16 protein-coding genes are annotated in these 15,927 nt (G+C 72.3%); 10 read left to right on the top strand and 6 right to left on the bottom strand.

Going from position 1 to position 15,927, the window contains the following annotated elements:
* The first annotated feature begins 17 nt into the window (after nt 1-17).
* Nucleotides 18-734 carry a peptide-methionine (S)-S-oxide reductase MsrA gene (msrA, locus tag MFF58_RS06145; protein ID WP_238286046.1) on the top strand — a complete coding sequence of 239 codons (717 nt, stop codon included), beginning with the start codon at nt 18-20 and terminating at the stop codon, nt 732-734.
* Nucleotides 735-900: 166 nt separating this feature from the next.
* Here msrA and MFF58_RS06140 read toward each other — a convergent pair whose 3' ends face one another.
* A complete protein-coding gene (locus MFF58_RS06140) occupies nt 901-1,851 on the bottom strand; it encodes a prephenate/arogenate dehydrogenase family protein (protein ID WP_238286044.1) in 951 nt (316 codons plus the stop codon).
* Nucleotides 1,844-2,959 (bottom strand): pyridoxal phosphate-dependent aminotransferase, encoded by a 1,116-nt coding sequence (locus MFF58_RS06135; protein ID WP_238286043.1) that lies wholly within the window; start codon nt 2,957-2,959, stop codon nt 1,844-1,846. Before MFF58_RS06135 ends, MFF58_RS06140 begins: the two co-directional genes overlap by 8 nt.
* Before the next feature lie 245 nt (nt 2,960-3,204).
* Here MFF58_RS06135 and MFF58_RS06130 point away from each other — a divergent pair, with 245 nt between their 5' ends.
* From MFF58_RS06130 to MFF58_RS06105, 6 genes are all read left to right on the top strand, one after another.
* Nucleotides 3,205-3,516, top strand: coding sequence for a hypothetical protein (locus MFF58_RS06130; RefSeq protein ID WP_238286042.1), 312 nt, complete (start codon nt 3,205-3,207; stop codon nt 3,514-3,516).
* A gap of 134 nt (nt 3,517-3,650) precedes the next feature.
* Nucleotides 3,651-3,818: a hypothetical protein gene (locus tag MFF58_RS06125; protein ID WP_238286041.1), complete on the top strand. Its 168-nt coding sequence runs from the start codon at nt 3,651-3,653 to the stop codon at nt 3,816-3,818.
* Between the two features lie 71 nt (nt 3,819-3,889).
* A complete protein-coding gene (locus tag MFF58_RS06120; protein ID WP_238286040.1) occupies nt 3,890-4,069 on the top strand; it encodes a hypothetical protein in 180 nt (59 codons plus the stop codon).
* A 194-nt stretch (nt 4,070-4,263) separates the two neighbouring features.
* A complete protein-coding gene (gene metX / locus MFF58_RS06115; RefSeq protein WP_238286039.1) occupies nt 4,264-5,469 on the top strand; it encodes a homoserine O-acetyltransferase MetX in 1,206 nt (401 codons plus the stop codon).
* A 29-nt stretch (nt 5,470-5,498) separates the two neighbouring features.
* Entirely contained in the window at nt 5,499-6,218 is a 720-nt protein-coding gene (gene metW, locus MFF58_RS06110; protein WP_238286038.1) for a methionine biosynthesis protein MetW, read from the top strand.
* A gap of 185 nt (nt 6,219-6,403) precedes the next feature.
* Nucleotides 6,404-6,664 carry a hypothetical protein gene (locus MFF58_RS06105; RefSeq protein WP_238286037.1) on the top strand — a complete coding sequence of 87 codons (261 nt, stop codon included), beginning with the start codon at nt 6,404-6,406 and terminating at the stop codon, nt 6,662-6,664.
* A 13-nt stretch (nt 6,665-6,677) separates the two neighbouring features.
* Here MFF58_RS06105 and MFF58_RS06100 read toward each other — a convergent pair whose 3' ends face one another.
* Both MFF58_RS06100 and MFF58_RS06095 read right to left on the bottom strand, forming a co-directional pair.
* Nucleotides 6,678-7,670, bottom strand: coding sequence for a catalase family peroxidase (locus tag MFF58_RS06100; protein WP_238286035.1), 993 nt, complete (start codon nt 7,668-7,670; stop codon nt 6,678-6,680).
* Between the two features lie 176 nt (nt 7,671-7,846).
* A complete protein-coding gene (locus MFF58_RS06095; protein ID WP_238286034.1) occupies nt 7,847-10,198 on the bottom strand; it encodes a lytic transglycosylase domain-containing protein in 2,352 nt (783 codons plus the stop codon).
* Between the two features lie 200 nt (nt 10,199-10,398).
* Between MFF58_RS06095 and dapA the strand changes: the two genes are divergently transcribed.
* The 3 genes from dapA to MFF58_RS06080 all read left to right on the top strand — a co-directional run bounded on the left by dapA (nt 10,399) and on the right by MFF58_RS06080 (nt 12,583).
* Nucleotides 10,399-11,298, top strand: coding sequence for a 4-hydroxy-tetrahydrodipicolinate synthase (gene dapA, locus MFF58_RS06090; protein WP_238286033.1), 900 nt, complete (start codon nt 10,399-10,401; stop codon nt 11,296-11,298).
* Nucleotides 11,299-11,313: 15 nt separating this feature from the next.
* Nucleotides 11,314-11,787, top strand: a complete 474-nt coding sequence (smpB, locus tag MFF58_RS06085; RefSeq protein WP_238286032.1) for an SsrA-binding protein SmpB — start codon at nt 11,314-11,316, stop codon at nt 11,785-11,787.
* A gap of 226 nt (nt 11,788-12,013) precedes the next feature.
* On the top strand, nt 12,014-12,583 hold the full coding sequence (locus MFF58_RS06080; protein ID WP_238286031.1) for a peroxiredoxin: 570 nt from the start codon (nt 12,014-12,016) through the stop codon (nt 12,581-12,583).
* A gap of 4 nt (nt 12,584-12,587) precedes the next feature.
* Here MFF58_RS06080 and MFF58_RS06075 read toward each other — a convergent pair whose 3' ends face one another.
* Both MFF58_RS06075 and MFF58_RS06070 read right to left on the bottom strand, forming a co-directional pair.
* Nucleotides 12,588-13,229: a LabA-like NYN domain-containing protein gene (locus MFF58_RS06075; RefSeq protein ID WP_238286030.1), complete on the bottom strand. Its 642-nt coding sequence runs from the start codon at nt 13,227-13,229 to the stop codon at nt 12,588-12,590.
* A gap of 343 nt (nt 13,230-13,572) precedes the next feature.
* Complete coding sequence (locus MFF58_RS06070; RefSeq protein WP_238286287.1) at nt 13,573-15,825, bottom strand: RelA/SpoT family protein; 2,253 nt, start codon at nt 15,823-15,825, stop codon at nt 13,573-13,575.
* Nucleotides 15,826-15,927: the final 102 nt, after the last annotated feature.

Here is a 15,927-nt window from a genome sequence, read left to right as displayed (position 1 = left end):
TCCGGCAGGAGATCAGCATGGCTCTTCGTGACACGCTCCGCCCGCTCCTCGGCGCCGCCCTCGGGCTCGGCCTGGCGGGGGCGCTCCTGCTGCCCCGGCTGCCGGCCTTCGCCGAGGAGGCGCCCCGCCGCCTGCCGGAGGCCGCCGCCCCCGCGGCCGAGGCACCGGGCTCGCGCGTGGCCGTGTTCGCGGGTGGCTGCTTCTGGGGCGTGCAGGGGGTGTTCCAGCACGTCCGCGGGGTGACGAACGCGGTCTCGGGCTATGCCGGCGGCACCCGCGAGGACGCCGAGTACCGGAGCGTCAGCGGCGGCGGGACCGGCCACGCGGAGGCCGTGGCGGTCACCTACGACCCGGCCGCGATCCGCTACGACGAGCTCCTGCGGATCTTCTTCTCGGTGGCGCTGGACCCGACCCAGGTGGACCGTCAGGGCCCTGACAGCGGGCCCCAGTACCGCTCGGCCCTGTTCCCGCAGGATGCCGAGCAGGCCCGGGTGGCGCGGGCCTACATCGCCCAGCTCGACGCGGCCCGGGCCTACATGCGGCCCGTCGCCACGCGGGTCGAGCCGGGGGCGGCCTTCTACCCGGCGGAGGGCTACCACCAGGATTTCATGGCGCTGCACCCGACGCACCCGTACATCGCCGCCAACGACGCGCCGAAGCTCGAGGCGCTGCGCGGCCTGTTCCCGGAGCGGACGACGGCGCGGCCGGTTCTGGTCAACCGCCCGCCGGCGTGACGCGGGCTCCCAGCCGGTCCAGCCCGCTCATCCCGCGGTGACCGCCCGGCGGGCCGCGGCGGCGGTGTCCCGCCGGCCGCGCGACCCCGGCCCCCTCCGCCGGGGCCTCCGCTGCGTACCGGTGCCGCGGGATGGGGGCGGTCGATCGGATGGGCGCGGGGTCCGCTCACGCCTCCGGCGGGCGCGGCCGGCCGAAATCCGGGGCCGCGGTCTCCTGGCCCTGCGCCACGATGCTGCGCCGGATCGCCCGGGTGCGGGTGAACATCGCGTGGAGCGCGTCGCCGTCCCCCCAGCGGACCGCCTTGGCGAGCGCCGAGAGATCCTCGTTGAACCGGCCGAGCATCTCCAGCACCGCGTCGCGGTTGTTGAGGAAGATGTCCCGCCACATGGTCGGGTCCGAGGCGGCGATGCGGGTGAAGTCGCGGAAGCCGCTCGCCGAGAACTTGATCACCTCGGACTGCGTCGCCGATTCGAGGTCGGCGGCGGTGCCGACGATGTTGTAGGCGATCAGGTGCGGCAGGTGGCTGGTGATCGCCAGCACGTGGTCGTGGTGCTCCGCGCTCATCGTCTCGACGTTGGCGCCCATCCCCTCCCACAGCGCCCGCACCCGCGCGACGGCGGCCGGCGCGGTGCCCTCGGGGGGCGTGAGGATGCACCAGCGGCCGTTGAACAGGGTCGCGAAGCCGGCATCAGGCCCCGAGAACTCGGTTCCGGCGATCGGGTGGCCGGGGACCAGGGCGACGCCCGCGGGCAGGTGCGGCCGGATCGCAGCCACCACGGCACCTTTCACGGAGCCGACATCCGACACGATGGCGCCGGGCTTGAGGTGCGGGGCCATCTCGGCGGCCGCCGCCCCGATGGCGCCCACCGGTACGCAGAGAATCACGAGGTCGGTGTCGGCCGCGCCCTCGGCCGCATCGTCGGTGACCGCGTCGGCGATGCCGAGTTCGCGCACCCGGGCGCATACGGCCGGGTCGCGGTCCACCGCCACGATCGTGCGGGCGAGGCCGTAGCGCCGCGCCGCCCGGGCGATCGAGGATCCGATCAGGCCGAGACCCACGATGGCCAGCCGGCCGACAGCGGGCTCCCGGGCCTCGGGCAGGGTTCCCTCAGGCATGGGAGCCCCGCACGAAGGCGCCGAGCGCCGCCAGGAAGGCCTCGTTCGCCTCGGCGCCCGCCACCGTCACCCGCAGGGCGTCGGGCAGGCCGTAGGCGGTGACGCGGCGGGTGATGAGGCCGTGCTCGGTCAGGAACGCGTCGGCGTCGGCCGCCGAGCGGCCGGGGGCGTCGGGGAAGTGGATCAGCAGGAAGTTGGCGACGCTCGGCGTCACGGTCAGCCCGAGGGCGCGGGCGCCTTCGGTGAGCTTCGGCAGCCACTCGGCGTTGTGGGCGGCCGCCGCCGCCATGTGCGCCTCGTCGGCGATGGCGGCCGAGCCTGCGGCGATGGCCGGTCCCGAGACGTTGAACGGGCCGCGGATGCGGTTGACCGCGTCCGCGACGTGGGGCGGCGCCACCATCCAGCCGATCCGCACCGCGGCGAGCCCGTGGATCTTCGAGAAGGTCCGGGTCATCACGACGTTCTCGGATTCCAGCGCGAGTTCGAGGCCGGCCGAGTAGTCGTTGGCCCGGACGTATTCCGCGTAGGCGCCGTCGATCACCAGCAGCACCTGCGGCGGCAGGCCGGCATGCAGCCGGCGGATCTCGTCGAAGGGCAGGTAGGTGCCGGTGGGGTTGTTGGGGTTGGTGACGTAGACGATCCGCGTGCGCTCGGTGACCCGGGCCAGGATCGCGTCGACGTCGACGGTCAGGTCGCGCTCGGGCGCCACCACGGGCTCCGCGCCCGAGGCCAGGATGGCGATCCGGTAGACCAGGAATCCGTGCTCCGAGTAGATCCCCTCGGTGCCCGGCCCGCCATACGCGTAGGCCAGCAGCGACAGCAGCTCGTCCGAGCCCGCGCCGCAGACGATCCGCTCGGGATCGAGACCGTAGCGCTTGGCGATGGCGGTGCGCAGCGCCGTGGCGCGCCCGTCCGGATAGGTCTCGAGCTTGGCGGTGGCCTCGTGCAGGGCCGCCAGCGCCGCCGGGCTCGGGCCGAGGGGCGTCTCGTTGGACGAGAGCTTGTAGACCTTGCCGCCGCCGGGCCGCCCGCTCTTGCCGGGCACGTAGGTGTCGATCACCAGGACGCCGGGACGCGGTTCCGGACGGGCGGGTCGGGGGGCGGACATGGGCGGGCGACTCGGAATGCGCAGGGTGTGGTGGGTTCCGCGTCCGTCTACAGCATTTCCTCGGCCGGTGAACCCGGGCCGTCCTGTCGCGCGGCGGACCGGTCCGGGCTGAACCGGAGGCTCGTCCCGGCGGGGCCGCTTCCCGGGCGGGGCCCGGAGCGACGGTCTGCGCTCCGGCTCCATCCCCGCGCGACCGCGCCGCCCTAGATAGTCCCGGTCACGCCTCAGACCGCGAAGGACAGGCCATGCCCCTCAAACGCTACATGGATGGCGGCGCCCATATCTTGCCCGCCGACGAGACCCTCATCCGCTTCGCCATGACCAACGGCGAGCGGGTGATCGGGATCGACGTCCCGATTCCGGTGCTGCGCCGGCAGTTCGGCGGCGGGGACGATCTCGCGCCCCTCGACCTCTTCGCCCGCAACCAGGCGGTGATCGAGGCGGCCGCCAGCCAGGCCTACGACCGGACGCCGACGCCGAACGACCTCCTCGACATGGGGCCGGAGGATTTCGGCCCGGCGGCCTCCGGCACCCCGCCAGCCCCGGCCAAGCTCTGACCGGCAGGATCGATCCGCGGCAAAACGGCGACGCGCAAATGCCGCGGGGCACTCGCCACGTTTCGGCCTGTTGAACCCGGAGAAGGGTGCGCATCGGGCGTGCCGCGCCCCGAATGCTCCTTGGCGGATCGACGATGCCCGGTGACCTGATCCTCTGCAGCCTGTTCCTGATCGGGATCCTCACCTCGGTCGCCGCGGATTGCCGTCTGCGGCGCGCGGAGGCCGCCCCGTGGATGAACGGCTGCATCACGGCGGCCGGTGCGGCCCTGGTCTTCGTCGCCTGCGCGGCGGCGCTGCGCTGAGGAACCGTCCGGCCCCGGTCGGACTTGCCCAGCCGTGATCGCGTACCGCGCGGCCGGCTGGCGAGGTGTTCATGGTTTCGATACAGGCCCTCGTCGGGTGCGCGCTCGTGCTGGCCGGCATGTTCATCGAGAGCGCGGCGAGCCGGCACTGGCGCGGCGGCGTCCGGGCCGACCGCCTGGATGCCCGCGCCGCCCTGGCCCTCGGCCTCCCCGCTCTGGGGCTCGCCCTGATGGCGGCCCCGATCGCGTAAGTCCGGCACCGGTCGTATAGGACCGGCACCGGCGCCCCGCTCCGGGCGGACCCGCCGGCCTCGCGCGTTGACGCTCGGCGCCCCGCGCATTACCTCCCGACTTCGCTGGCCGCGTCGGGCGAGTGCGGCGCGTCAGGCGATGCCGTGCACTCCCCGTTCGGACCGGCTCGGAGACACGGTCGTCAAGACCCGCCATGGACACCCAACCGGACACGGCCCTGCGGCCCGACCCGATCGACGAGCCGGCCCGGCGCGCGTCCGAGCGCTCGCAGGCGCTCGACCCCAGGAGCCCGGTCGCCTGCTTCGGCATCGACACGCCGCTGCGCACCGATGCCGGCCTCGAGCTCGCTCCCTTCCAGATCGCCTACCAGACCGCCGGCACCCTCAACGCCGCCCGCTCGAACGCGGTGCTGATCTGCCACGCGCTCACCGGCGACCAGTACTTCGCCCACACCCATCCGGTCACCGGCAAGGGCGGCTGGTGGGAGACCCTGGTCGGCCCCGGCAAGCCGATCGACACGGACCGCTACTTCGTCGTCTGCTCGAACGTCATCGGGTCCTGCATGGGCTCCACCGGGCCGGCCTCGATCGACCCCGCGACCGGGCGGCCCTACGGGCTGAACTTCCCCCTGGTGACGATCCGCGACATGGTCCGCGCCCAGGCGATGCTGCTGGAGCACCTCGGTATCCAGGACCTGTTCCTGTGCATCGGCGGCTCGATGGGCGGGATGCAGGTTCTGCAATGGGCGGCCCTCTATCCCGAGCGGGTCTTCGCCGCGATGCCGATCGCCACCGGCGCCCGCCACTCGGCGCAGAACATCGCCTTCCACGAGGTCGGGCGGCAGGCGATCATGGCCGACCCGGCCTGGGCCGACGGACGCTACCTCGAGGCCGGCACGCGGCCCGCGAAGGGCCTGGGCGTCGCCCGGATGGGCGCGCACATCACCTACCTGTCCGAGCCGGCCCTGCACCGGAAGTTCGGCCGGCGCTTCCAGGGCGGCTCGGCGCCGACCTTCTCGTTCAACGCCGACTTCCAGATCGAGAGCTACCTGCGCCACCAGGGCCTGAGCTTCGTCGAGCGGTTCGACGCCAACGCCTACCTCTACCTGACCCGGGCGATGGACTATTTCGACCTCGCCGAGGACCATGGCGGCGTGCTGGCCAACGCCTTCCGGGGCACCAAGACCCGCTTCTGCGTGATCTCGTTCACGTCGGACTGGCTGTTCCCCACCCGCGACTCGCGGGCGATCGTGCACGCGCTCAACGCCGCCGCGGCGCCGGTGGCCTTCGTGGAGGTCGAGAGCGACAAGGGCCACGACGCCTTCCTGCTCGACGAGCCGGCGATGTTCTCCGCCGCCCGCGGCTTCATCGACGCCGCCGCCCGGGCGCGCGGCCTGTGACGCGTCTGGCGAGCGGCGGGTCCGGCAGGATGACCTTCGGCAAGCTGTCCCCGGGCAAGATCCGGCACGGCGCCCCTTGGGAGAGCGCGGACGCCCTGCCCCATACGGCCGAAGGCAACGGCGCCCGGGTCGACCACATCGTCGTCCTCGGCCTCGTGCCCGCGGGCGCCCGGGTCCTCGACATCGGCTGCGGCGACGGCTCGCTGCTGGCGCTGCTGCGCGACCGCCGCGGCATCGACGGGCGCGGGATCGAGCTGTCCCGCGAGGGCGTGAACGCCTGCCTGGCCCGGGGCCTGTCGGTGATCCAGGGCGACGCCGACACCGACCTCGCCAATTATCCCGACGGCGCCTTCGACGTGGTGGTCCTGTCCCAGACCATCCAGGCGACCCGCAACCCTCGGGTGGTGCTGGAGCACCTCCTGCGCATCGGCCGGCAGGTGATCATCTCGTTCCCGAATTTCGGGCACTGGCGGGTGCGCTCGGAACTCGCCTTCCGGGGGCGGATGCCGATCACCGAGATCATGCCGGATGCGTGGTGGGAGACGCCCAACATCCACCACTGCACCATCCGCGACTTCGTCGGGCTGTGCCGCCTGATCGGCGCCCGGATCGAGCACGCCACGGCGCTCAATGCCCGCGGCCGCCCGATGCGGTTCTCGATGCCCTGGTGGGTCTGGAACCTGTTCGGCGCCCAGGGGGTGTTCCTGCTCCGGCGCGAGGGCGACGGAGACGGAGAGGCCGGGCGCTAGGGCGCGCCGTGCACCCGGCGCAGCTCCGGTCGAGGCCCGGTCAAGCTCTCCGGTCGAGCCCCCGCGCAGTTCGACCCCTGCACCCGGGCGCCGCGCGTTGGGATCCACGGGGAACGCTCCCGGATGCGCCCGGTTGGTCCGGCGGGCCCCCGATCCGGGCCGCAGCCTGAATCCGTGGAGGTCCCGTGAGCGCACCCCATCGCACGATCCTGTTCGCCGTGGCCATCCTCGCCGGTGCGGCCGGTGCAGCGCGCGCGGCGGAGGGACAGGGTGCCGCGCCGTCGACCGAGATCCGCAAGGAGGGCAGCGGCCTCACCACGAGCGTGGGCGCGGGCGGCCTGACCGGCACCGGCGCCGTCAAGGACGGGGCCCGCACCGGCGACGGCACGGCGCGGACCGACGGTGCGAAACCGCCCTCCGCGCCGGCGGCGGGAACGACGCGCTGACCGGTCCGGCGCTCTACTGCGAGCGGCGGCCGAACGAGACCGCGTAGGCCTGGACGCGGGCGTCGATCAGGGGATCGTCCGAGACCTCGATCCCGTCGGTCAGGTTGTTGGGCATGAACAGCAGCGCCTTCTCGGCCTCGGCGCTGTCCGGCACCGCCTTGGACACCGTGAGCGTGCCGAGATCGACCGTCTTGCGGTCGTCCGGCCAGGGCTTGGTGGCGTCGTTGGTCGGGTCGCCGGTCGCGGCGAGCTGGGCCAGCACGCGGAACTTCGCCGGCTCCTTGGCGATGCGCGGGCCGATCTCCCCCATCAGGAAGTTCGGGTCGCGCTTGGCCGCATCCTCGGGCGGCAGGATCTCCTCGCCCTGAACCGGCTCGATGCGGAAGCGGAACGGCTGACGCTTGCCGGACGCGTCCACGAAGATGAAGGCGTTGACGCCGTTATAGGTCTGGCGGGCGAGGCTCGACGGGGTCTTGGCGGTCATTCCCGCCGTGGCGGCGGCCGGGTGGGCGGCCGCGAAGCGCTCCAGCGCGGTCGGGTGGGCCGCGTTCGGCCCGCTCTCGGCGACCGCCTTCAGCAGGTCGCGGAACTCCTCGCCGGTGGCGACGGGGAAGTACTTCAGCGCGTTGGTGACGACGTCCATCTCCGTGCCGTCGCTGAGCTTGAACTTCAGCGACATCCCGTGCGGGTTGGCGTTGGCCGAGCCGTCCGGGATGGTCGGGATGCCGGTGGCGTCCGAGAACCGCACCGTCACGGGCACCGGCGGTCCCTTGAACAGCGAGGCCTTGCTGAGGCCGGCCGCCTCGGCCGACGGGGTGAAGCTGCCCTCCGCGACCAGGCCCTTGGCGTGGTTGGCGCGCGCCCCCGGGTGCTTGCCGAACAGCGTGTTCATCACGTCGATCGTCTGCTCGGCCGTGGAGGCATCCTGGGCCAGGGAAGCGGCACCGGACGCGAGCGCCAGGGCGACGCCGACCGTCACGGCGCACCCAAATCGAGTCAACAGCATGGAAATCCTCTCGGCTGCGCCGGTCCTTCGGACCGGCGACGTCGGTCGGCCCACCTTCTAGTGAGCCTGACACCGCGTGCACAACCCGAAGCTTCGCAGCGGACCCGGGCCGGTTACCTCCCCGCGAGCAATTTCCGCGCCGGGCCTCCCCGGCGGGACCGCGGCGCGGCGAGTCCCTACCGCGCGCCCCGATGGAGATCGCCGTCGATCAGCAGCGCGCTGCGGCTGTCGAGCCGCGAGCGGTAGACCTGGAGGTTCTCCATGACCCGCTGCACGTAGTTGCGCGTCTCCGTGAACGGGATGCGCTCCACCCAGTCGATCACGTCGACCTCGCCCTTGCGCGGGTCGCCGTAGGCGTCGATCCACTTCTTCACGTTGCCGCCGCCGGCATTGTACGACGCGAAGGCCAGCACGTAGGAGCCCCGCCAATCCTCCATCAGCTCGCCGAGATGGGCTTGGCCGAGTTTGGCGCAGTAGGCGGGATCGCTGGTCAGGCGGTCGACGTCGAACGAGGCGGCGACCCGGCGGGCGGTGCGCTGGGCGGTGGCCGGCATCATCTGCATCAGCCCCCGCGCGCCGACGCCGGACTGGGCCCGGGGATCGAACTGGCTCTCCTGCCGGGCGATGGCGTAGACCATGGCCCGCTCCACCTGCGGGACCGCCGTGAAGGTCTCGTAGGTTGGGATCCCGATCGTCGGGTAGGCGTGGGCGTCGAGCGGCAGGCCGCGCTGCACCGCGAGCTTGCCGATCGCCACCAGGGCGCGGGGATCCTTCATGTCGGTGGCGAGGTCGCCGAGCGCCTGCAGCTCGCGCGGGTCGGACAGGTCCCGGGCCGCGTCGATGTAGAGCGGCAGGGCCAGCTCCTTGATCCCGGCCTCGCCGAGCAGGCGCAGGGCCCGGATGTAGAGCCGTCCGTCGAAGGCCTGGCGCTCCGCGCCCTCGAGGTCGGCCGGCGCCCGCAGGGGCAGGCTGGTCTGGCCGAGCCGCGCCCGCGCCACCTGGCCGTAATAGGCGATCGGCTGGAGGGCGGCCCGCCCGTAGTAGCGCTTGGCGTCCTCGGATTGGCCCAGCGCCTCGGCCGCCCGGCCCTGCCAGTAGGCGGCCCGCGCCACCGAGATCGGGCTCTCGGCGACCGCCGCCACCTGCGCGAAGTGCTGCGCGGCCGCCGCCGGATCGCCGGCGAAGCGGAGGGCGATCCAGCCCGCATGGAACTCGGCCTCGATCCGCTTCTCCGGCGTGCGCGCGGCCTGGCCGCCCGCGACCTTGTAGGCGGTCTTCGCGTCGCCGAGGTCGAGGAGCCGGCGCGCCACGATCCGGCGCTCGACCCACCACTCGTCGCCGTCGACCAGCACGTCCGGGTTGCTCGGCGCGGCGGCGAGGATCGCGGCGGCCTCCGCGGGCTTGTCGGCCCGGCGGTAGAACTGCGCCCGAGAGAAGATGTAGGAGGCGTCGTTGCGCAGGGACGGCGGCACGGCGGCGAGCGCCGCGGTCGCGCCCGGGGACTTGTCCTCCACGGCCCGGCGGGCGCGCACGAGGCTGGCATAGGCGCCGCCCGCGTAGCCGGCCGCCCGGCCGGCGCTCTCCCAATCGTCCTTCAGGAGCGCCCGCTCCATCCGGTAGCGGTGGTCGACCCGGGTCAGCGCGTCCGGGAAGGCGTCGAGCACCTTGCCCTCCAGGCTGCGCCCGAAGCTCTCGGCGCGCCACAGGTCGCGGACCATGTCGGCGGCGTCCGATTCGTAGCCGTCGGCGCGCAGGGCGAGCGCCAGGGCGAACTTGCCCGGCGCGCTCGACGGCTTCGCGGTGGCGAAGAAGGCCCGCACCGTCGCGGGGGATTTCCGCTCGGAGAGCAGCGCTTCCTCGGCCCGGCGGCGCAGCAGCGGGCCGGCCGGCCAGTCCGGATTGGCCCGCGCGAAGGCGATCGTGCGGGCGAAGCCGATGCCGGCGCCGGCGCGGATCGCCACCCATTCGAGCAGCGCCTTGGCGGCCGGATCGGTGAAGGTGTCGCGCATCCGGTCGCCGTCGGCGACCCGGCCCTTGCGGTAGAGGTCGATGGCGCCGCGCAGCAGCGTCGGGTCGGTGTCGCCGGAGATCTTCGGCCGGGCCGGGTCCGGCACCTCGGGCACCGGCGCTGCCGGGGTGACGGCGGCGTCGGGCAGCGGGAAGGCCACCGGGGCGTCGGGATCGGCGGAGGCGTAGGCCGCGGCGGCGGCCGGCAGCGCCCGCGCGGGCTCCTCGCCCTTGTCGTCGCCGCCGGAGGCGTGGACCGGGTCGAGCTTCAGGGCGTCGGCGGCGACCGGGTCGGCGGCCTTCGCGGCCTGCGCCCCGCGGACCTGGGCGGTCGACAGGGCGGCATCGCTCGCCGGCGGCGCGGGCTGGGTGGCGGGCGGCGTCGCCGCGGGCGCATCCGTGCCGGCGTGGCCGACTTGGCCGGTTTGGCCGGCCAGCGCGACGCCGACGGTGGCGACGAGCGCTACGGCGGCGAGAGAGGCGCGCTTCGAGGTCGGATTCGGGCCCGCGGATCGGATCACGATTTCCCCCTGCTGATCATCGGAGCGGGAAGAGGCGAGGATGGGATCGCGACCATAAAGATCGCGTTAACCGTCCCCACGATCTGTTTGCGCGGCGTGGCGCGACCGCCTATGTCTGCCCGTCCGCGCCCGTAAGGTGCGCGCCACGGGCGGCGCCGAGAACGCCGAGATCCCAGTTGGGACCCTTTGGGACGCCTGAGATGACCGAGATGACCGGGAGCCGCCTGCGGGGCTCGCTCACCGCGCTTGTGACGCCGTTTCGCGACGGGGCCTTCGACGAGGCCGCCTTCCGGAAGTTCGTGCGCTGGCAGATCGAGCAGGGCAGCCACGGCCTCGTGCCCACCGGTACCACCGGCGAGAGCCCGACCCTGACCCATTCCGAGCACGACCGGGTGGTCGAGGCCTGCATCGACGAGGCCGGCGGGCGCGTGCCGGTCGTGGCCGGTGCCGGCTCCAACTCCACCGCCGAAGCCGTTGAGCGGGCGCAGCACGCCGAACGCGCGGGCGCCGACGCCGTCCTGGTGGTGACGCCGTACTACAACAAGCCGACGCAGGCGGGCCTCTACGCCCACTTCAAGGCCGTCAACGACGCGGTCGGCATCCCGATCATCATCTACAACATCCCGCCGCGTTCCGTCGTCGACATGAGTGTCGAGACGATGGCCCGGCTCTTCGAATTGAAGAACATCGCCGGCGTGAAGGACGCGACCGCCAAGATCGACCGCGTCAGCCAGCAGCGACAGGCCATGGGGGCGAATTTCCTCCAGCTTTCGGGCGAAGATGCGACGGCCCTCGGCTACAACGCGCAGGGCGGCCACGGCTGCATCTCGGTGGTGGCCAACGTCGCCCCGCGCCTCTGCGCCGACCTGCAGGAGGCGACGCTGTCGGGCGACTACGCGCGGGCCCTCACCCTCCAGGACCGGCTGTTCCCGCTCCAGGCCGGTCTGTTCGCGGAGGCCAACCCGGCCCCGGTGAAGTACGCGCTGTCCCGGCTCGGGCACATGACCGCGGAACTGCGCCTGCCGCTGGTGCCGGTGACCGAGCCCACGAAGCGCATCGTGGACGACGCCCTGCGCCACGCCGGCCTGCTGGTCGACTGAGGGAAGTCTCGCATCATGGCCCCGAAACCGGAGCCCAGTCGGCGCATCGTCGCCGACAACCGCGCCGCGCGCTATCACTACACGATCGAGGACACGCTCGAGGCCGGCATCGCGCTGACCGGCACCGAGGTGAAATCCCTGCGCGGCGGCAAGGCGACGATCGGCGAGGCCTATGCCGGCCCCTCCGGCAACGACCTGATGCTGTTCAACGCCTACATCCCGGAATACCTGGAGGCGAACCGCTTCAACCACGACACCAAGCGCCCGCGCCGCCTGCTGCTGCACCGCCGCCAGATCAACAAGCTGATCGGCGCCACCCAGCGCCAGGGCTACACGGTGGTGCCGCTGAAGATCTACTTCAACGACAAGGGGCGCGCGAAGGTCGAACTCGGCCTCGGCAAGGGCAAGCAGGCCCACGACAAGCGCGAGGCGGCCAAGGAGCGTGACTGGCAGCGCGACCGGGCGCGGCTGATGCGGGATCGGGGCTGAGGCCGTCGCGGCGCGCTGCCCCGGGCTGCGGTGCATCGGCGAGGGTGGCGCCGCCGGACGCCGCCGCCCCCCCAGCGGGGACGGTCGCGGGACGGTCAGGGGACGGCGGGCGCCCCGGCGACCTCTCTGACGGGGCGGAGTGCGGCTCCTTGGCGCCGCCCGCGCGATGTCCCAAGATGGTGCCGTGCGGCGTGGCCGCGGCCTCGTGACCTTGCGGGAGACGCTCATGCCATCCACCCACGACGCCCTGCCCGACGACCTCCCCGTCCCGGTCGATGACGGCGCGGCCGCGCACCTGCGCGGGATGCGGCTGCCCGACGTGGCGCTCCTTGCCACCGACGGGCGCACGGTCTCGCTGGCGCGCCTCGCCGGCTGCACCGTGGCCTACGCCTATCCGCGCACCGGCGAGCCGGGGCAGCCGAGCCTGACGCCCGACTGGGACGCGATTCCCGGCGCCCGGGGGTGCACGCCGCAGGCCTGCGATTTCCGGGATCACCACGCCGCGCTGACCGCGCGGGGCGTCGCCCAGGTCTTCGGATTCTCCACCCAGACGAGCGCCTACCAGCGGGAGGCGGTCGAGCGGCTGCGCCTGCCGTTCCCGCTGCTCGCCGACCCGCACCGGGCCTTCGCGATGGCGGCCCGCCTGCCGGTCTTCGAGGCCGGCGGACAGGTTCTGCTCCGCCGCCTCACCCTGGTGATCGACGACGGGGTCGTCAGCCAGCTGTTCTACCCGGTCTTCCCGCCCGATGAGAGCGCGCGCCAGGTTCTCGCCTGGCTCGAGGGCGCCGGGGCCTGAGGGCCTACTCCTCCTCGGGCTCCGGCTGGCGGATGCCATAGCGGTTCTCGAGGCTCGGGTTAGGCCGGCCCTCGCCGCGGTAGCGGCTCGGCGACTCGCCGGACGCCCGGGCCGGGCGGTCGCCCGCATCGCGCCCGATCCGGCCCACGAGGCTCGCGAGGTCGACGAACTCGTCCGCCTGACGCCGCAACTCGTCGGAGATCATCGCGGGCTGGGTCTGGATGGTCGAGATGACCGTGACCTTGACGCCGCGCCGCTGCATGGCCTCGACCAGCGAGCGGAAATCGCCGTCGCCCGAGAACAGGATCATGTGGTCGATATGGGCGCTCAGCTCGAGGGCGTCGATCGCCAACTCGATATCCATGTTGCCCTTGTACTTCCGCCGGCCCATCGAATCCGTGAATTCCTTGACGGGCTTCGTCACGACGCGGTAGCCGTTGTAGTCGAGCCAATCGATCAGCGGCCGGATGGAGGAGTACTCCTGATCCTCGATCATCGCGGTATAGTAGAAGGCACGTAGAAGATTCTCCCGGGACTGGAATTCCTTCAGGAGCTTCTTGTAATCGATGTCGAAGCCGAGGGCCTTGGTCGTGGCGTAAAGGTTCGCGCCGTCGATAAAGACGGCGCTGCGGTGCGTCGCAGTCATGGAGTTTCGAAATCCTGAAAATACGGGTGACGGGAAATCATTTGATGAAACGGCCCGGCCGCCTTGCGGGACGGAGGGCCGGACCGGGCGCCACGATGGATCGTCGATATGATCTGTAATCCGGGGCGAAAAGCTTGGTCGCGCGCGCGACCGGTGCCCAGGCCCGCGGACCATTGGTTTGAAACGCGGACTTGTCAAGCAGAGCGTAAGATCTGCGACGTTGAAAATGGGATTCGTTGGCTGGATGGCCGCATCGGGCCACTCGGACAGGTCTTTCGCCGCTACTCGGAAGATCTATCGGTGATGATGGCAATCTGAGATCCGCCTCATCGGCCGGACCACGTCAGCCGTTCACCCGCTCCACGCTGTTCACCGGCCGCTTGCCGCGCAGCTCCGCGATGATGGCGTTGAGGTGCTGCAGGTCCCAGACCGACAGGTCGATGGTGATGTCGGTGAAGTCCTGCGTGCGCCGCTTCATCGAGATGTTGTCGATATTGCCGTCATGGTCGGCGATCACCTGGGCGATCTGAGCGAAGACGCCCGGCTCGTTGATGGACTTGAGCGCGAGGCGCGCGGGGAAGCGCTCGCCGCTGAGCGCCTCCGTGTCCCAGCGGACGTCGAGCCAGCGCTCCGGCTCGTTGTCGAAGGCCGCCAACGCCGCCGACTGGATCGGATAGACGGTGACGCCGACCCCGGGGGTCAGGATGCCGACGATCCGGTCCCCGGGGACCGCGCCGCCGTTCGGCGCGAAGTTGACCGGGAGGTCGCCCGCCAGGCCCCGGATCGGGATCGCGTCGCTCCGGGCCTCGTCCGGCCCGCCCTCGCCGCCCGGGAAGGTCAGGCGCATCGTCTGGTCGGCGGAGCGCACGAGGCGGCCGGCTCCGCCGGCCGAGCCCTGCGCGGCGGAGGGGCGGCGCTCGTCGCGATGGTCGGGATAGACCGCCCGGACCACGTCCCCGGAAAACATCTCCCCGCGGCCGACGGCGGCGAACACGTCCTCGGTGCTGGCGCGCGCCAGCCGCGGCAGGGCGCCCCGCAGCTTGTCCTCCGAGAAGGTCTTGGCCGCGCGCTCGAAGGCCCGGTCCAGGATCTGACGGCCGAGGCCGGCATATTGCCGGCGCACGGCCGTCCGGGTCGCCCGCCGGATCGCCGCCCGGGCCTTGCCGGTCACCACCAGGGATTCCCAGGCGGCCGGGGGCGAGGCCCCGTCCGAGCGGCTGATCTCGACCTCGTCGCCGTTGGCGAGCTCGTGCAGCAGTGGCGCCATCCGGCCGTTGATCTTGGCGCCCACCGCGGTGTTGCCGACGTCGGTGTGGACCGCGTAGGCGAAGTCGATCGGCGTCGCGCCCCGCGGCAGGGCGATCAGCCGGCCCTTCGGGGTGAAGCAGAACACCTGGTCCTGGAACAGCTCCAGCTTGGTGTGCTCCAGGAACTCCTCCGGGCTGTCGCCCTCGGCGAGCAGCTCGATGGTCCGGCGCAGCCACTGGTAGGCGCCGCTCTCGGCGGCCAGCCGCGGATGCACGCTGCCCTCGCCGCGCGCCGGCTCCCTGGGCGGCTCGATGCCGAGTTCCTTGTACTGCGCGTGGGCGGCGATGCCGTACTCGGCGATATCGTCCATGGCGCGGGTGCGGATCTGCAACTCGACGCGCTGGCTCTTCGGGCCGATCACCGTGGTGTGGATCGAGCGGTAATCGTTCTGCTTCGGGGTCGAGACGTAGTCCTTGTACCGGCCCGGCACCATCGGCCAGCTGGTGTGGACGATGCCCAGCGCCGCGTAGCAATTCTGCACGGTGTCGACGACCACGCGGAAGCCGAAGATGTCGGAGAGCTGTTCGAAGGCGACGGATTTGCGCTCCATCTTCGACCAGATCGAGAACGGGCGCTTCTGCCGGCCGCTCACCTCGGCGGTGATCCCCTGCGCGCCGAGCTTGTCGGTGAGTACCTGGGCGATGGTCTCGACCACGCTCTCGGACTTGGCGGTGAGCCGCTCCAGCCGCTGGGTGATGGTCGCGTAGACGTCCGGCTCCAGGTTGCGGAAGGCCAGATCCTCCAGCTCCTCGCGCAGCTCCTGCATGCCCATGCGGCCGGCCAGCGGCGCGTAGATGTCCAGCGTCTCCTGGGCGATGCGGTGACGCTTGTCCTCCCGCATGTGCTGGAGGGTGCGCATGTTGTGCAGGCGGTCGGCGAGCTTCACGAGCAGCACGCGGACATCCGCCGCCACCGCGAGCAGCAGCTTGCGGAAGTTCTCGCCCTGCGCGGCCTGCTTGGAGACGAGGTCGAGGCGCTTGAGCTTGGTCAGGCCGTCGACCAGCGCGCCGATCTCCGGCCCGAACAGCCGGCGGATCTCCTCCAGGGTCGCCTCGGTGTCCTCCACGGTGTCGTGCAGGACCGCGGCCACGATGGTGGCGTCGTCGAGGTGGAGGTCGGTGAGGATCGCGGCGACTTCGAGGGGGTGGGCGAAGAACGGATCGCCCGAGGCGCGCTTCTGCGTGCCGTGCGCCTGCATGGCGTACACGTAGGCGCGGTTGAGCAGCGCCTCGTCGGCGGCCGGGTTGTAGCGCTTGACCCGCTCGACCAGCTCGTACTGGCGCATCATCCGCCGGGACGGGGTCGGTTCCTGGGTCGTGCGCGGGGTCCGGATCACGCGCGATTGTTCCGCACCCGCCGCGCCAGCCTCCGCGGGGAGCGTGACCGCTGC

Origin of the sequence: Methylobacterium longum, from assembly GCF_022179385.1 — a bacterium.
Classification (GTDB): Bacteria; Pseudomonadota; Alphaproteobacteria; order Rhizobiales; family Beijerinckiaceae; genus Methylobacterium; species Methylobacterium longum.
Note: the sequence above shows the minus strand (reverse complement) of the source record. Positions and strands in the feature narration are given on the sequence as shown.